Here is a 17,096-nt window from a genome sequence, read left to right as displayed (position 1 = left end):
GCGCTTAGTCGACGGCCTTGAGCTTGGCCACCGGCGCGTCGTGCTCCTCGGCCAGCGGCGGCAGCGCGCGCACGCCCAGCGATTCGCGCACCTTGTTCTCGATCTCCCACGCCAGCTGCGGACGCTCCTGCAGGAAGGCGCGCGCGTTGTCCTTGCCCTGGCCGATGCGTTCGCCGTTGTAGCTGTACCAGGAACCGGACTTCTCGACGATCTTCGCTTCCGCGCCCAGGTCCAGGATCTCGCCCTCGCGCGAGGTGCCGGCGCCGTACAGGATGTCGAAGTGGGCTTCCTTGAACGGCGGCGCGATCTTGTTCTTGACCACCTTGACCTTGGTTTCGTTGCCGATCACCTCGTCGCCGGACTTGATCGAGCCGGTGCGGCGGATGTCGAGGCGCACGGAGGCGTAGAACTTGAGCGCGTTGCCGCCCGTGGTCGTCTCCGGGCTGCCGAACATGACGCCGATCTTCATGCGGATCTGGTTGATGAAGATCACCAGCGTGTTGGTGCGGTTGATCGAGCCGGTCAGCTTGCGCAGCGCCTGCGACATCAAGCGGGCCTGCAGGCCGGGCAGCGAGTCGCCCATGTCGCCTTCGATCTCGGCGCGCGGGGTCAGGGCCGCCACCGAGTCCACCACCACCATGTCGACGCTGCCGGAGCGGACCAGGGCGTCGCAGATCTCCAGCGCCTGTTCGCCCGTGTCCGGCTGCGAGATCAGCAGTTCGTGCAGGTTCACGCCCAGCTTCTGCGCGTAGCCCACGTCCAGCGCGTGCTCGGCGTCGATGAAGGCGCAGGTGCCGCCCAGCTTCTGCATCTCGGCGATGGTCTGCAGGGTCAGCGTGGTCTTGCCCGACGACTCGGGACCGTAGATCTCGACCACGCGGCCGCGCGGCAGACCGCCCACGCCCAGCGCGATGTCCAGGCCCAGCGAGCCGGTCGACACCACCTGCACCTCCTCGATCGGGGTGCTGGAGTCCATGCGCATCACGGAACCCTTGCCGAACTGCTTTTCGATCTGCGCCAGCGCAGCGGCCAGGGCCTTGGCTTTTTCAGATGCGGGTACTGCGCCTTTTTTGTCGTCCATAATGTTCTTTCAGCCTGATGCGCAAGGGTACGCGCGGGGTTGGTGTGTCGGTACAAGCGATACTGTATAAAAAAACAGTGCTTATTGCAAGCGCGATTTTACACGAGCGTTGAAACTGATCAAATCTTGACAGCGGCCGACACAAAAACTCGCTTCGCGGGGGGAAATGTCACACAATACAGGCTTCTGCAGCCGGAGTGACTCATGCGTATTTTACTTGCCGAAGACGATAGCGTGCTGGCCGATGGACTGACCCGCTCGCTACGCCAGTCCGGTTATGCCATCGATTGTGTGAAGAACGGCCAGGACGCCGACACCGCCCTGTCGACCCAGGAGTTCGATCTGCTGATCCTGGACCTGGGCTTGCCCAAGCTGTCCGGGCTGGAGGTGCTGCGCCGGCTGCGCGCGCGCGCCTCGCTGCTGCCGGTGCTGATCCTGACGGCGGCCGATTCGATCGAGCAGCGCGTCAACGGCCTCGACCTGGGCGCCGACGATTACATGGCCAAGCCGTTCGCGCTGTCGGAACTGGAGGCGCGCGTGCGCGCGCTGACCCGGCGCGGCGCCGGCGGCGGCGCCACCGTGGTGCGCCACGGCCCGCTCAGCTACGACCAGGTCGGCCGCAGCGCCTACATCAACGACCAGATGCTGGAACTGTCGGCGCGCGAGCTGGGCTTGCTGGAGATCCTGCTGGCCCGCACCGGCCGCCTGGTCTCCAAGGAGCAGCTGGTCGACCACCTGTGCGAATGGGGCGAGGAGGTCAGCAACAACGCGATCGAGGTCTATGTGCACCGGCTGCGCAAGAAGATCGAGGTGGGCGGCATCCGCATCGCCACCGTGCGCGGGCTCGGCTATTGCCTGGAAAAATACGCTGAACCGGCCGCCACCGAGGCCGGCAAGCCCGAGGCCAAGTGAGCCCGGCCGACGCGCCAGGGGCCGCCCCGGCCGCCGACGACTACCAGCCGCCGGCCGCCGAGCGCGACGAGGAGATCCAGCATTCGCTGTTCGGCGAGATCCTCGACTGGATGCTGGCCCCGCTGCTGCTGCTGTGGCCGATGAGCATCGCCATCACCTACCTGGTGGCCAAGTCGATCGCCAACCAGCCGTTCGACCACGCGCTCGAGGACAGCGTGACCATGCTGGCCCAGCAGGTGCACGCCGTCCACGGCACCACCATCAAGCGCCTGCCGGCCTCGGCGCGCGACATGCTGCGCGCCGACGACGTCGACAACGTCTATTTCCAGGTGCTGGGGCCGGGCGGGGTCTACGTCGACGGCGACCGCGACCTGCCGCCGCCGCAGGAGGAGGACTACTTCCGCGCCGGCACCGTCCACTTCCGCAACGACGCCATGCACGGCACCCAGGTGCGGGTCGCCTATTCCTACGTCAAGCTCGACCACGAGGACCCGGACGACACCCACCAGGCCCTGGTGCAGGTGGCCGAGACGCTGGAGAAGCGCGCCAAGCTGGCCAACGAGATCATCAAGGGCGTGATCCTGCCGCAGTTCATCATCCTGCCCATCGTGCTGGCCCTGGTGTGGTTCGCGCTGGCGCGCGGGCTGTCGCCGCTGGCCCAGTTGCAGGAGCGGATACGGGCCCGCAACCCGGACGACCTCAGTCCCATCGAGGCGCGCCAGGTGCCCGAGGAGATCTCGCCGCTGGTCAACTCCCTGAACGACATGCTGGGCCGGCTGTCGCAGTCGATCGACATGCAGAAACGCTTCATCGCCGACGCCGCGCACCAGATGAAGACGCCGCTGGCCGGCATGCGCACCCAGTCCGAGCTGGCGCTGCGCCAGACCGACCACGAGGAGGTGCACCGCTCGCTCGAGCAGCTGGCCAAGAGTTCGCAGGCCGCCACCCGCCTCGTCAACCAGCTGCTGGCCCTGGCCCGCACCGAGAACCAGCCGCAGGCCGGGGTGGCGTTCGCGCCGCTGGACCTGGGCGAACTGGCGCTGAACGTGGTCAAGGACTGGGTGCCGGCCTCGTTCGCCCACCAGATCGACCTCGGCCTGGAGCCGCCGCCGGAACCGGTGCAGATCGCCGGCGACGCCACCATGCTGCGCGAGATGCTGTCCAACCTGGTCGACAACGCGCTGCGCTACACGCCGGCCGGCGGCAGCGTCACCGTGCGCGTGCACGCGACGACCGAACACGCCTTCCTCGAGGTCGAGGACACCGGGCCCGGCATCGCGCCGGCCGAGCGCGAGCGCGTGTTCGAGCGCTTCTACCGCATCCTCGGCAGCAACGTCGAGGGCAGCGGCCTGGGGCTGGCCATCGTGCGCGAAGTGGCCCAGCAGCATGGCGCCGAGGTCGACATCTACAGCAACCCGCGCAGCCAGTCGGCCAAGCTGCCCGGCAGCCTGTTCCGGCTCACCTTCCCGCTGTTGCCGCCCGCGCCGCCGGCCACCATGGACGAGACGATTTACTATGGATGAACACGCCCCGCCGCCGGCCCACTGGCAACGCACGCGCCGCCTGACCGGCCTGCTGTTGCTGGTGTGGCTGCTGACCACGTTCTGCGCCACCTTCTTCGCCCGCGAACTGTCGGGTCTGAACCTGTTCGGCTGGCCGCTGTCGTTCTATCTGGCGGCCCAGGGCGGCTGCCTGGTGTACCTGGCCATCCTCGGCGCCTACGCCTGGCGCATGCGGCGGCTCGACCGGCAATGGCGCCGCCAGCACGGCCGGGAGCGCCCATGAGCCGCTCGCTGGCGCGCCGCCTGCGCAGCACCTACCTGTGGTTCACGGCCGGCTTCGGCTGCTTCCTGGTGGCGCTGGCCGTGCTGGAGCAGGAGGGCATGCCGCGCCAGTGGATAGGCTATATGTTCATGCTGGGCACCATCGTGCTGTACGCCACCATCGGCGTGCTCAGCCGCACCTCCAACGTGCTCGAATACTACGTGGCCGGACGGCGCGTGCCGGCCCTGTTCAACGGCATGGCCACGGCGGCCGACTGGATCTCGGCGGCCAGCTTCATCAGCCTGGCCGGCGGCCTGTACCTGCGCGGCTTCGACGGCCTGGCCTACATCATGGGCTGGACCGGCGGCTACGTGCTGGTGGCGCTGCTGATCGCGCCCTACCTGCGCAAGTTCGCCCAGTACACGATCCCCGACTTCCTGGCCGCCCGCTACGACGGCGGCGACGGCGGCCGCGCCGTGCGGCTGCTGGCCGTGGCGGCCACCATCGCCGTGTCGTTCATCTACGTGGTGGCGCAGATCTACGCGGTGGGGCTGATCGCCTCGCGCTTCACCGGCGTCGACTTCTCGGTCGGCATCTTCCTCGGGCTGGCCAGCATCCTGGTCTGCTCGTTCCTGGGCGGCATGCGCGCCATCACCTGGACCCAGGTGGCGCAATACATCATCATCGTGGTGGCGTTCCTGATCCCGGCCATGTGGCTGGCCGTCAAGCACAGCGACAACCCGGTGCCGCAGCTGGCCTACGGCAAGCTGCTGTCGCGCCTGAGCGCGCGCGAGGCCGTGCTGCAGAAGGACCCGAAGGAGGCGCAGGTGCGCGCCACGTTCCGCCAGCACGCCGCCGAGTACGACGAGCGCCTGCGGCAGTTGCCGGTGTCGTGGGAGGTGGGCCGCATCGAGGCGCAGCGCCACCTGGACCGCATCAAGCAGCGCAACGCCTCGCTGCTGGAGATCCGCGCCGCCGAGCGGGCCCTGATCGCCTACCCGAAGAACGTGGACGAGGCCAGCCGCGAATGGACCGAGGCGCGCGACCAGTACCTGGCGCGGGCCGAGCCGCTCACGCCGCACGCGCAGCCGTACCCGGGCACGCCCGAGCAGTCCGACATCAAGCGCAACAACTTCCTGGCCCTGGTGTTCTGCCTGATGCTGGGCACGGCCGGCCTGCCCCATATCCTGATGCGCTCCTACACCACGCCGTCGGTCGAGGAGACCCGGGTGTCGGTGTTCTGGACCCTGTTCTTCATCCTGCTGATCTATCTGACCATCCCGGCGCTGGCGGTGCTGGTCAAGTACGACATCTACCATGCGCTGGTGGGCAGCGACTACGCCCACCTGCCCAACTGGGTGTCGTACTGGGCCAATGTGGACAAGCTCAACCCGCTGCTCAGCATCACCGACATCAACCACGACGGCGTGGTGCAACTGGCCGAGATCGCCGTCGACGGCGACGTGCTGGTGCTGGCCACGCCCGAGATCGCCGGCCTGCCCTACGTGATCTCCGGCCTGGTGGCGGCCGGCGGGCTGGCGGCCGCCCTGTCGACGGCCGACGGGCTGCTGCTGGCCATCTCCAACGCCCTGTCGCACGACGTCTACTACAAGCTGGTCGACCCCACCGCCTCGACCCAGAAGCGGGTCACCATCTCCAAGCTGCTGCTGCTGGCGGTGGCCTTCATCGCCGCCTACACCGCGTCGCAGAAGCCGGCCGACATCCTGTCGCTGGTGGGCGCGGCGTTCTCGCTGGCCGGCTCGACGCTGGTGCCGGCGCTGGTGCTGGGCGTGTTCTGGAAGCGCGCCAACCACTACGGCGCGCTGGCCGGCATGGCCACCGGCTTCTGCACCTGCGTCTACTACATGGTGCACACCAACCCGGTGCTGGGCGGCAGCGCGGCCGGCCAGTGGCTGCACATCGCGCCGATCTCGGCCGGCATCTTCGGCGTGCCGGCCGGGATGCTGGCCATGGCCGTCGTCAGCCTGGCCACGCCCGCGCCGGCGCACCGCATCGCCGCCATGGTCGACTACATTAGAGCGCCCGAACCATAGCCATTTTGGCAAGTTGATGTTATTCTGCGGAAATTATTAATTTGGCAAAGTTAGCTCGCCGCATAATTTCCCCCCATGCGTTCCCCCCTCCCCCTGTTGCGCGTCGCCCTGCTGGGCGGCGCCCTGCTGGCCGGCCGCGCCGCCGAAGCCGCCGCGCCGCCACCGCTGGAAAGCTTCTTCGAAAACCCCGCCTTCACGGGCGCCAAGCTGTCGCCGAGCGGCAAATACCTGGCGGCCCGGGTGGCGCTGCCGGGCCAGCGCGACCGGCTGGCCGTGGTCGACCTGGTCACGCTGGAGGCGCGCATCGCGGCCAACTTCACCGACGCCGACATCGGCCAGTTCGTCTGGGTCAACGACCAGCGGCTGGCCTTCACGGCCACCGACCGCGACCTGGGGCCGGGCGACGAACGCTACGCGCCCGGCCTGTACGCGGTGGACCGCGACGGCAAGCACTACCGCCAGCTGGCCGAGCGGGGCGGCAGCTTCTTCACCAACGGCGACAGCCACAAAATCCTGCCATGGAATACCTATTTGCTGGGCCAGGACGGCGCCCAGGATTCCGAATTCATCTACGTGCTCCATCCCAGCGTCGAAGGAACGGCACAGCTGGGCGACTACGAGTTGCAGCGGCTTAACACGCTGACGGGACGGGCCAAGGCCATCGCCGCGCCTGAACACAACACGGGATGGCTGCTGGACCAGCACGGCGAACCGCGCCTGACCATCACGACCGAGCAAGGCAAGTCCACCGTCCACTACCTCGACCCGGCCAGCGGCCAGTGGCGCGCGATCAATTCCTACGACCCCTACACGGGCAAAGGCCTGCGTTTCAATCCGCTGGCCTTCACGCCGGACGGCAAACTGTACGTGAGCGCGACCGGCGCCCACAGCGACAAGGCGGCCCTGTACCTGTTCGACCCGGCCACGGGCAAGCTGGGCGACCAGCCCCTGCTGCGGGTCGAGGGCTACGACTTCGCCGGCCACGTCATCACGGACCAGCATCAGCTGCTGGGCGTGCGCTACGACGGCGAAGCCCGAGACACCAAGTGGCTGACGCCGGAAATGCAGGCGCTGCAGGATGCGGTGGACGCCAAGCTGCCCTCCACCGTCAACCTGGTGAGCCTGCCGGCACAGCCGGGCACGCCATGGGTGTTGGTGGAAGCGTATTCCGACCGCCAGCCGCACGCCTTCCTGCTCTACAACCGCGACAAGCACAGCGTGCACATGGTGGGCGAGAGCTTCGCCCATCTCGCCCCCAACGACATGGGGCGCCAGAAAGTGGTGCATTACACGGCCCGAGACGGGCTCGACATTCCCGCCCTGCTGACCCTGCCCAAGGGCCAGCAGGGCAAGCTGCCGATGGTGGTGCTGGTCCACGGCGGCCCCTGGGTACGCGGCAACCACTGGGGCTTCAACCCGGAAGCACAATTCCTCGCCTCGCGCGGCTATGCCGTGCTGGAGCCGGACTACCGCGGCAGCACCGGCTACGGCTACCGCCATTTCAAGGCCGGCTGGAAGCAATGGGGGTTGAAGATGCAGGACGACCTCGCCGACGGCACGCGCTGGGCCATCGCCCAGGGCTACGCCGACGCCGGCCGCATCTGCATCGCCGGCGCCAGCTACGGCGGCTACGCCACGCTGATGGGCCTGGTGAACGATCCCGACCTGTACCAGTGCGGGGTGGACTGGGTGGGCGTGACCGACATCAACCTGATGTACGACGGCAACTGGCGCTACGCGTCCGACCTGTCCGACGGCTACAAGCAATACGGCATGCCGCAACTGGTGGGCGACCAGGCCAAGGACGCGGCCCAGTTGAACGCCACCTCGCCGCTGAAGCAGGCGGCCCGCATCAGGCAGCCGCTGCTGCTGGCCTACGGCGGCGCCGACCTGCGCGTGCCTATCTACCACGGCAACAAGTTCTACGACGCCGTCAAGGCCGGCAACCAGCAGGTGGAATGGGTGGAATATCCGGAGGAAGGCCACGGCTGGAAGCTGCCCAAGAACCGCATCGACTTCTGGGGCCGGGTCGAGAAATTCCTCGACCGCAATATCGGTCGGCACTGAGCCGGCGCCGCGCGCCCGCATCACCAACACCACAACTATCAAGGACCATCATGCCACCTCTTTCCCATCCCATGCTGCGCGCCTGCGCATTGGCCTGCGCGTTGATCATGGGCGGCGCCGCGCTGCCCGCCGTGGCCGCCGCGGCGTCGGCGCCGCCGCTGGCCGCCTTCTTCGACAACGAAACCTTCAGCGACGCCAAGCTGTCGCCGGATGGCAATTTCCTGGCCGCCCGCCTGTGCACCAAGGGCGAACGGGCCTGGCTGTCCGTGCTGGACCTGAACACCAAACAACTGAAGGTGGTGGCGCAATTGCGCGACGCCGACATCGGCCAGTTCGAATGGGTCAACGACAAGCGCCTGGTGTTCAACGCCTACGACAGCCGCAGCGCCCAGGGCGAACAGTTCTACGGCCCCGGCCTGTACGCGGTGGACCGCGACGGCGGCAAGTTCCGCCAGCTGGCCGACCGCAGCGGCGATGTGACGGAAACCACCGACATGCGCAAGATGCTGCCCTGGAACACCTTCATGCTCGACGAAACGGGGCCGCAGGACAGCGATTACTATTACGCCGTCAACAGCAAGTACGACGAGCAATACCGCTTCAGCAACCTGAGCCTGATGCGCGTGAACACGGTCACGGGCCAGTCCAGCTTCGTGGAGCAACCGAGCAAATGGCGCGACATCTGGCTCGACCAGCATGGCCAGGCGCGCCTGGCCAGCATGAGCGACAGCGAGACGCAAACGCTGTCCTACCGCGACCCGGCCAGCGGCGCATGGCGCACGCTGGCCACGTTCAAGCGCTACGAGCCGGAGGCGGCCAGGTTCTGGCCGCTGGCGTTCGGCCCGGACGGCACGCTGTATGTGATCAGCGCCAACGGCAAGGACAAGAAGGCCTTGTACACCTATGATCCGGCGGCCGGCCGCCTGTCCGGCGAACCGCTGCTGAGCCTGCCGGACTTCGACTTCACGGGCAGCCTGATCATGGACCGGCACAAGCTGCTGGGCGTGCGCTACACCAATGACGCCGAGAACACCCTGTGGTTCGATCCCGGCATGAAAGCCATGCAGGCGGCCGTCGACGCGCTGCTGCCGGACACGATCAACCTGCTGACCCCGGCCACCCGGGGCAGCGCGCCACGGGTGCTGGTGCGCGCCTATTCCGACACCAAACCCGCCGCGTTCCACCTCTACGACGGCCAGGCCAAGACGCTCACGCGGCTGGGCCTGAGCCGTCCCGGCATCGAACCGTCCCAGATGGGCGAACAGAACCTGGTGCGCTACCAGGCCCGCGACGGCCTCACCATCCCCGCCTGGCTGACGCTGCCGGCCGGTAAGAGCAAGAACCTGCCGATGGTGGTGCTGGTGCACGGCGGCCCCTATGTGCGCGGCGGCCAGTGGGGCTGGCACCCGGACGCGCAATTCCTCGCCTCGCGCGGGTACGCCGTGCTGGAACCCGAATACCGGGGCAGCACGGGCTTCGGCACCCGGCACTTCCACGCCGGCTGGAAACAATGGGGCTTGAAGATGCAGGACGACATCGCCGACGGCACGCGCTGGGCCATCGCCCAGGGCATCGCCGACGGCAAGCGCGTGTGCATCGCCGGCGCCAGCTACGGCGGTTACGCGACGCTGATGGGTCTGGTCAACGACCCCGATCTGTACCGCTGCGGCATCGACTGGGTGGGCGTGACCGACATCAACCTGCTGTACACCGACAACAGCTGGTACGACGACAGCGCCATGAGCAGCGAATGGCGGCGCTACGGCATGCGCCGCCTGGTGGGCGACCCGGACCAGGATGCCGCGCAACTGCGCGCCACCTCGCCGCTGGCGCAGGCCGCCCGCATCAAGCAACCATTGCTGCTGGCCTATGGCGGCGTCGATCACCGCGTGCCGCTGGTGCATGGCAACAAGTTCCACGACGCCGTCAGCGCCACCAACAAGGATGTGGAGTGGGTGGTCTATCCCAAGGAGGGCCACGGCTGGGTGCTGCCGGAGAACCGCATCGATTTCTGGGGCCGGGTCGAGAAGTTCCTGGACCGCAATATCGGCCAGCACTGAGGCGGCAAGACGGCCGCTGCGGCCGGTTCTGGTGTAGGCTAGCGGCTGGCCGTTCATCCACACACGAGGAGCTGCGCATGTCGTCGGGAAAAATTCTGGTCGCACAGGGAGGCGGTCCCACCGCCGTCATCAACCAGTCGCTGGCGGGGGTGGCGCTGGAGGCGCGCCGCTTCCACAACGTCACGCGCGTGTACGGCGCGCTGCACGGGGTGCGCGGCATCGTCAACGAGGACTTCGTCGACCTGACCCGCGAAACCAGCCACAACCTGGAGCTGGTGGCGGCCACGCCCTCGTCGGCGCTCGGCTCCACGCGCGACAAGCCGGACCTGGCCTATTGCCAGGAGATCTTCCAGGTGCTGCGCGCGCATGAGATCGAGCATTTCTTCTACATCGGCGGCAACGACTCGTCCGACACGGTGCGCATCGTCAGCGAGCAGGCGCGGCTGGCCGGCTATCCGCTGCGCTCGGTGCACATCCCCAAGACCATCGACAACGACCTGGTCGGCAACGACCACACGCCCGGCTTCCCGTCGGCGGCCCGCTTCGTGGCCCAGGCCTTCGCCGGCGCCAACCTCGACAACGCCTCGCTGCCCGGCGTGTACGTGGGGGTGGTGATGGGCCGCCACGCCGGCTTCCTGACGGCCGCCTCGGCGCTGGGCAAGAAGTTCCCCGACGACGGGCCGCACCTGATCTACCTGCCCGAGCGCGTGTTCGAGCTGGACCGGTTCCTGGCCGACGTCAAGGCCGCCTACGCGCGTTACGGGCGCTGCGTGATCGCCGTGTCCGAGGGCATCCACGACGCATCGGGCGAACCGATCGCCGCGCTGCTGGCCAAGGACATCGAGCGCGACGCGCACGGCAACGTGCAGTTGTCGGGCACGGGCGCGCTGGCCGACCTGCTGTGCGAGGAGATCAAGTCCAGGCTCGGCATCAAGCGCGTGCGCGGCGACACCTTCGGCTACCTGCAGCGCTCGTTCATCGGTTGCGTGTCGGACGTGGACCAGCGCGAGGCGCGCGAGGTGGGCGAGAAGGCCGTGCAGTTCGCCATGTGGGGCGAGCGCGACGGCTCGGTGGCCATCAAGCGCACCGGCTTTTATTCCGTCGATTACGACTTGCTGCCGCTGGACGCCGTGGCCGGCAAGACGCGCGTGATGGAGGACGAGTTCATCAGCGCCAGCGGCACCGACGTGACGGACGCGTTCCGGCTCTACCTGCGCCCGCTGCTCGGCTCCGGCATGCCGGACGCGTTCCGGCTGCGGCCGGCGTCGGTCGAGAAAATCCTGAAGAAATAGGCCGCCACAGCCGCAGTCCTGCCATTGAGTCTGCTCAAGCGCTCGGCCGTCCGGCTTGCGCTATCATGACGCTTTCTCCCCCGACGGCAGGACTGCCATGAATTCGCGTGCACAGCAGATGGTCGACGCTCTCGCGGCCTTGTCAACCGGCGACCGAAACCGGCTGGGCCGCCTGGCCGAGCGGGCGGGAATGCGTGCCGAGGAAATTTGGCCCGATGTCTGGCGATATGGATTCGATGACACGGAAGCAAGTGTTCAAGCCAGTATCGAAGCCGACACCGATATCGCGGCGGGCCGCACGATCCCCAATGAACAAGTCATGGCCGACATGTGGCGGATTGTGAATTCTGGTCTGCAGAAGAAAAAAGCTGGCTAGCCACATGATCCGCTGGTCATGGACAGCGGCAAAGTCACTGGCTCAAACGCTTGAGCACATCAACACACAAGATCCCAACACTGGCCACCTTGTCGCGCAGCGCGTTCAAACCGCGCTGGATTTGATTTCATTGCGTCCAGCGATAGGCACGCCGACCACCCGACCTGGCATCCGCCGGTTTGCCATACCGAAAACCGGGCATCTCATTGAATACAGGTCGGATAAAACTGGCATCACCATTACCCGCTGGATGCGCGATGCACAGCTGCGCAAACGGTAACGCCCGCACTGGCACAAGAAAAAAGCGGACGCTGCCGGGGCAGGGTCCGCTCTCTGATCAATGCCGGCGCGCCGCGTGCGGCGCGCGTGGCATTTATTTCACGATGGTCTGGTGCTCGTCACCGACGCGGGCGCGGATCACGCCGATGCGCGAGACGGTCTCGCCGGCCGCCTGCAACTGGGCGAAGGCGGCGTCCGCGTTCTCTTTCGACACGATCACGGCCATGCCGATGCCGCAGTTGAACACGCGGTGCATCTCGGCGTCGGCCACGCCGCCGTGCTGCTGCAGCCACTGGAACAGCGGCGGCATGGTCCACGATTTCGCGTCCAGCTCGGCCACCAGGCCGTCCTGCAGCACGCGCGGGATGTTCTCCACCAGGCCGCCGCCCGTGATGTGCACCATGCCCTTCACTTCCATCGCGTCCATCAGCGCCAGCAGCGGCTTGACGTAGATGCGGGTCGGCTCCATCAGCACGTCGGCCAGCTTGCGGCCGTGGAAGTCCGCTTCCAGGTCCGGTTTTGCCACTTCGATAATCTTGCGCACCAGCGAGTAACCGTTCGAGTGCGCGCCCGACGAGGCCAGGCCCAGCACCACGTCGCCCGGGCAGATCTTCTTGCCGTCGATCAGTTTCGATTTCTCCACCGCGCCCACGGCGAAACCGGCCAGGTCGTATTCGCCGGCCGGGTACATGCTCGGCATTTCCGCCGTTTCGCCGCCGATCAGCGCGCAACCGGAGATTTCGCAGCCCTTGGCCACGCCCTTGATGACGTCGGTGGCGGTCGGCACGTCCAGCTTGCCGCAGGCGAAGTAGTCGAGGAAGAACAGCGGCTCGGCGCCCTGCACCAGGATGTCGTTGACGCTCATGGCCACCAGGTCGATGCCGACCGTGTCGTGGCGGTTCAGCTCGAAAGCCAGCTTGAGCTTGGTGCCCACGCCGTCCGTTCCCGACACCAGCACCGGCTCCTTGTACTTCTTGCTGATCTCGAACAGGGCGCCAAAGCCGCCAATGCCGCCCATCACGCCTTCGCGCATGGTGCGCTTGGCAAAGGGCTTGATCGCTTCGACTAAGGCGTCGCCCGCGTCGATATCGACGCCGGCGTCACGGTAGGACAGGGAAACATTAGAAGTTTGGCTCATGGTGTATTTCGCAGCGGAGGCGGTAAAATAGAAGGCGGAGACTAATTTTGCATGGTTTTTGCCACATTTGCGGCAAAACGGTCGTCGGACCCCATGCAAATCCGGTCAATCCGCTATTTTATCAAAATGCCCCGTCCACCAGCCCTTTTTTCGCGCAGCGTACCCCAATCCATGCCATTTCCCCTCTCGGTAGAGCAAAAGCAAACGGCTTTCTGGATCGCAATCTGGCTCGCATTCGTGCTGTTACTGGTGGCGCTGGGCCCCGTGCTCACCCCGTTCATCGCCGCCGCCATCCTGGCCTACGCGCTCAATCCGGGCGTCGATTACCTGGACCGGCTGCACGCGGGCCGCTTCGGCGTGCCGCGCGCGCTGGCCGTGCTGGTGGTGCTGCTGCTGTTTTTCGCCGCCATCGGCGCGCTGGTCCTGATCGTGGTGCCGGTGCTGCAAAAGGAAATCCCCCTGCTGCAGGCCCAGATCCCGGCCTTCCTCGACAAGTTGAACACCATGCTGGCGCCGCGCCTGCAGGAGATGGGCATCACCACCCAGCTGGACGGGGAGAGCATCCGCAAGCTGGTGTCGCAGCAGCTGGCCGGCGGCGGCGACGAGATCCTGTCCGCCGTGCTGGCCTCGGCCAAGGTGGGCGGCACGGCCGTGCTGGGCTGGATCGCCACCGTGGTGCTGATCCCCGTGCTGCTGTTCTACCTGCTGCTGGACTGGCACGCGCTGCTGGCGCGCGTGGCCGGCGCCGTGCCGCGCCGCTACATCGAGCGCACGCTGGCCATGGCCGGCGAGGTCGACGGGCTGCTGGCCCAGTACCTGCGCGGCCAGTTGCTGGTGATGCTGGTGCTGGCCGTGTACTATTCGAGCGCGCTGGCCATCGCCCACTTCGACGTGGCGCTGCCGGTCGGCATCATCACCGGCCTGCTGGTGTTCATCCCCTACCTGGGCTTCGGCCTGGGCCTGGTGCTGGCCCTGATCGCGGCCGTGCTGCAATTCCCCGGCTGGAACGGGCTGGTGGCGGTGGCCATCATCTACGGCTGCGGCCAGGTGCTGGAGGGCTTCTTCCTCACGCCGCGCCTGGTGGGCGAGCGCATCGGCCTCAATCCGCTGGCCGTGATCTTCGCCCTGCTGGCGTTCGGCCAGCTGTTCGGCTTCGTCGGCGTGCTGCTGGCGCTGCCCGCGTCGGCCGTGCTGATGGTGGCCTTCAAGCACCTGCGCCGCCACTACCTGGACAGCAGCTTTTATAATGCGTGACGTGATGCAGACAACATGGACGCAAATGACAGGAACTGGGCGTAAGCCATGAAGCAACTGGTGCTCGATTTAGGCGCGGAACAGGCGCACAGCCTCGAGTCGTTCGAGGTGGGACAGAACGCCGAGGCGGCGCAGCTGATGACGCAGTTCGCCGCCCGCAGCTCGCGCGAGCACTTCGCCTACCTGTGGGGCGAGTGCGGCGTGGGCAAGACCCACCTGCTCAAGGCGCTGGCCAGCACCGACAAGGCGCGCTACATCTCGCCGTTCTCGATCGAGTCGGAATTCGTGTATTCGCCGGAGGTGGACCTGTACCTGCTCGACGACTGCGAGAAGCTGTCGCCGGTGGCGCAGATCGACGCCTTCGCCCTGTTCAACGAGATCCGCGCCAACCACGCCTTCATGGTGTGCAGCGGCGCCGTGGCGCCGGCCGTGCTGCCGGTGCGCGAGGACCTGCGCACCCGCATGGGCTGGGGCCTGATCTACCAGATCCACGGCCTGACGGACGACGAGAAGGTGGCGGCCCTGAGCGCGGCGGCGGCCGCCCGTGGCTTGACGCTCTCGCCCGGCGTGTTACCCTACCTGCTGTCGCACTTCCAGCGCGACATGCGGTCGCTGTCCACGATGCTCGATTCGCTCGACCAGTATTCCCTTGAAACCCAACGCCCGATCACCTTGCCGCTGCTGCGCGAGTGGTTGCAGGCGGAAGCGAAAGAATGATGAATCTCGCCCTGTTTGACTTAGACCATACCCTGCTGCCGCTGGACTCCGACTACGAGTGGGGGCAGTTCCTGGTCCGCACCGGCGCCGTGGACGCGGCCGAATTCGACCGCCGCAACAAGGAATTCTTCGCCCAGTACCAGGCCGGCACGCTGGACCCGGTGCAGTACCTGGAGTTCGCGCTCGGCACGCTGGCGCGCTTCCCGCGCCCGCGGCTGGACGCCATGCACCGCCAGTTCATGGACGAGGTGATCCAGCCCGCCATCCGCCCGTCGGCGCTGGCCCTGCTGCGCCGCCACCAGGACGCGGACGACCTGACGGCCATCGTCACGGCCACCAACGAGTACGTGACGGCGCCCATCGCGCGCGCGCTGGGCGTGGAGCACCTGATCGCGGCCAAGCCCGAGACGGACGCGGCCGGCAACCTGACGGGCAGGCTGCTGGGCACCCCGACCCAGGGCGCGGGCAAGGTCGCGCACACGCGCGCTTGGCTGGAGAAGCTGGGCCACACGCTGGAAGGTTTCGAGCGCAGCCACTTCTACAGCGACTCGCACAACGACATTCCGCTGCTGTCCGTCGTCACCCACCCCGTCGCCACCAACCCCAACGCGACGCTGAAAACGCACGCCGCCGCCCACGGCTGGCCATCACTCGAACTGTTCAATGATTAAGAAATTTATCCGCAAAATTTTGGGTACCAAGACTAAAGGAAAGCGCGACGAGGGCACGCCCGTCGTACTGGGTCCGCAGGAGCACGGCATCGATCCGCGCCTGCTGTCGAACAACGCGATCCGCGTCACCAGCACGCTGCAGGAAGCCGGCTACGAAGCGTTCGTGGTGGGCGGCGCCGTGCGCGACCTGCTGCTGGGCGTGAAGCCCAAGGACTTCGACATCGCCACCAACGCCACCCCCGAGCAGGTGCGCAAGCTGTTCCGGCGCGCCTTCATCATCGGCAAGCGCTTCCAGATCGTGCACGTGATGTTCGGCCAGGACCTGCTGGAGGTGACCACCTTCCGTGGCACCGCCTCGGCCTCCGCGCCCAAGGACGAGCATGGCCGCGTGCTGCGCGATAACACCTTCGGCTCGCAGGCCGAGGATGCCGTGCGGCGCGACTTCACCATCAACGCCATGTACTACAACCCGGCCACCGAACAGGTGCTGGACTACCACGGCGGCATCGAGGACATCCGCGCCAAGACGCTGCGCATCATCGGCCAGCCCGAGGCGCGCTACCGCGAGGATCCCGTGCGCATGCTGCGCGTGGTGCGCTTCGCGGCCAAGCTGCATTTCCACATCGAGCCGACGACGGCCGCGCCGATCCGCGCCATGGCGCCGCTGATCGACAACGTGCCGGCCGCCCGCGTGTTCGACGAGATGCTCAAGCTGCTCATGAGCGGCCAGGCGCTGGCCTGCCTGCAGCAGCTGCGCAAGGAAGGCCTGCACCACGGCCTGCTGCCGCTGCTGGACGTGGTGCTGGAGCAGCCGCTGGGCGTGAAATTCGTGACCCTGGCGCTCGATTCGACCGACGCCCGCATCCACGCCGGCAAGACCGTCTCGCCCGGCTTCCTGTTCGCCTCGCTGCTGTGGCACCAGGTGCTGGAGAAGTGGACCGCCTACCGCACGGCCGGCGAGATGCCGATCCCCGCGCTGCACCTGGCGGCCGACGACGTGCTCGAATCGCAGACCGAGAAACTGGCCCTGCAGCGCAAGATCGGCTCCGACATGCGCGACATCTGGGCCATGCAGCCGCGCTTCGAGCGCCGCAACGGCAAGAACCCGTACAAGCTGCTGGAGCATCCGCGCTTCCGCGCCGGCTACGACTTCCTGCTGCTGCGCTGCGGCTCGGGCGAGATCGACGGTGAGCTCGGCCAGTGGTGGACCGCGTTCTACGAGGGCGACGAGGCCGAGCGCGAGGAACTGGTGGCCACCGCCGGCCGCGGCCCGGCCGCCGGCGCCGGCGGCGCCAAGCGCAAACGTCCGCCGCGCCGTGGCCCGCGCAACCGCGGCGGCCAGGAGGGTGGCCAGGACAGCGGCCGCGACGAGGGCGCGCCGCGCGCCACCGAAGGCGGCGGCGAATAAGTTCGCGTGACCGTATGAGCACC

Annotated in this window: 15 protein-coding genes; 13 read left to right on the top strand and 2 right to left on the bottom strand. The window is 67.3% G+C overall.

Annotation, left to right across the window (positions count from 1 at the left end):
* Positions 1-4 precede the first annotated feature (4 nt).
* Entirely contained in the window at positions 5-1,081 is a 1,077-nt protein-coding gene (gene recA / locus AC1RQG_RS14295) for a recombinase RecA (RefSeq protein WP_493132409.1), read from the bottom strand.
* Between the two features lie 204 nt (positions 1,082-1,285).
* Here recA and AC1RQG_RS14290 point away from each other — a divergent pair, with 204 nt between their 5' ends.
* From AC1RQG_RS14290 to AC1RQG_RS14250, 9 genes are all read left to right on the top strand, one after another.
* A complete protein-coding gene (locus tag AC1RQG_RS14290; RefSeq protein WP_493132407.1) occupies positions 1,286-1,993 on the top strand; it encodes a response regulator in 708 nt (235 codons plus the stop codon).
* Complete coding sequence (locus AC1RQG_RS14285) at positions 1,990-3,516, top strand: sensor histidine kinase (protein ID WP_493132405.1); 1,527 nt, start codon at positions 1,990-1,992, stop codon at positions 3,514-3,516. The genes AC1RQG_RS14290 and AC1RQG_RS14285 overlap by 4 nt, the downstream gene beginning before the upstream one ends.
* Positions 3,509-3,778 (top strand): DUF4212 domain-containing protein, encoded by a 270-nt coding sequence (locus AC1RQG_RS14280; protein ID WP_493132403.1) that lies wholly within the window; start codon positions 3,509-3,511, stop codon positions 3,776-3,778. The genes AC1RQG_RS14285 and AC1RQG_RS14280 overlap by 8 nt, the downstream gene beginning before the upstream one ends.
* A complete protein-coding gene (locus AC1RQG_RS14275; RefSeq protein ID WP_493132401.1) occupies positions 3,775-5,811 on the top strand; it encodes a sodium:solute symporter family protein in 2,037 nt (678 codons plus the stop codon). The genes AC1RQG_RS14280 and AC1RQG_RS14275 overlap by 4 nt, the downstream gene beginning before the upstream one ends.
* A gap of 75 nt (positions 5,812-5,886) precedes the next feature.
* A complete protein-coding gene (locus AC1RQG_RS14270) occupies positions 5,887-7,878 on the top strand; it encodes a S9 family peptidase (protein WP_493132399.1) in 1,992 nt (663 codons plus the stop codon).
* 50 nt (positions 7,879-7,928) lie between these two features.
* The gene (locus tag AC1RQG_RS14265; protein WP_493132397.1) at positions 7,929-9,938 is read left to right on the top strand and encodes a S9 family peptidase; all 2,010 of its coding nucleotides are present in this window, start codon (positions 7,929-7,931) and stop codon (positions 9,936-9,938) included.
* 77 nt (positions 9,939-10,015) lie between these two features.
* A complete protein-coding gene (locus AC1RQG_RS14260) occupies positions 10,016-11,230 on the top strand; it encodes a 6-phosphofructokinase (protein ID WP_493132395.1) in 1,215 nt (404 codons plus the stop codon).
* A 97-nt stretch (positions 11,231-11,327) separates the two neighbouring features.
* Positions 11,328-11,606 (top strand): hypothetical protein, encoded by a 279-nt coding sequence (locus AC1RQG_RS14255; RefSeq protein ID WP_493132393.1) that lies wholly within the window; start codon positions 11,328-11,330, stop codon positions 11,604-11,606.
* 4 nt (positions 11,607-11,610) lie between these two features.
* Positions 11,611-11,886, top strand: coding sequence for a type II toxin-antitoxin system RelE/ParE family toxin (locus AC1RQG_RS14250; protein ID WP_493132391.1), 276 nt, complete (start codon positions 11,611-11,613; stop codon positions 11,884-11,886).
* Between the two features lie 93 nt (positions 11,887-11,979).
* On the opposite strand, the gene purM is transcribed toward AC1RQG_RS14250, so the two are convergent.
* Positions 11,980-13,023 (bottom strand): phosphoribosylformylglycinamidine cyclo-ligase, encoded by a 1,044-nt coding sequence (gene purM, locus AC1RQG_RS14245; RefSeq protein ID WP_493132389.1) that lies wholly within the window; start codon positions 13,021-13,023, stop codon positions 11,980-11,982.
* 171 nt (positions 13,024-13,194) lie between these two features.
* Between purM and AC1RQG_RS14240 the strand changes: the two genes are divergently transcribed.
* From AC1RQG_RS14240 to pcnB, 4 genes are read left to right on the top strand one after another with little or no spacing between them, the layout of a single operon-like run.
* The gene (locus tag AC1RQG_RS14240) at positions 13,195-14,277 is read left to right on the top strand and encodes an AI-2E family transporter (RefSeq protein WP_493132387.1); all 1,083 of its coding nucleotides are present in this window, start codon (positions 13,195-13,197) and stop codon (positions 14,275-14,277) included.
* A 48-nt stretch (positions 14,278-14,325) separates the two neighbouring features.
* Entirely contained in the window at positions 14,326-14,994 is a 669-nt protein-coding gene (hda, locus tag AC1RQG_RS14235) for a DnaA regulatory inactivator Hda (RefSeq protein ID WP_493132385.1), read from the top strand.
* On the top strand, positions 14,994-15,665 hold the full coding sequence (locus tag AC1RQG_RS14230) for a histidinol-phosphatase (RefSeq protein ID WP_493132530.1): 672 nt from the start codon (positions 14,994-14,996) through the stop codon (positions 15,663-15,665). The genes hda and AC1RQG_RS14230 overlap by 1 nt, the downstream gene beginning before the upstream one ends.
* On the top strand, positions 15,658-17,073 hold the full coding sequence (gene pcnB, locus AC1RQG_RS14225) for a polynucleotide adenylyltransferase PcnB (protein WP_493132383.1): 1,416 nt from the start codon (positions 15,658-15,660) through the stop codon (positions 17,071-17,073). The genes AC1RQG_RS14230 and pcnB overlap by 8 nt, the downstream gene beginning before the upstream one ends.
* Positions 17,074-17,096 lie beyond the last annotated feature (23 nt).

It is taken from the genome of Rugamonas sp. GW822-FHT03B10 (assembly GCF_058801745.1).
The sequence above is the reverse complement of the archived record's forward strand: the minus strand, read 5'-3'. Positions and strand labels throughout refer to the sequence as shown.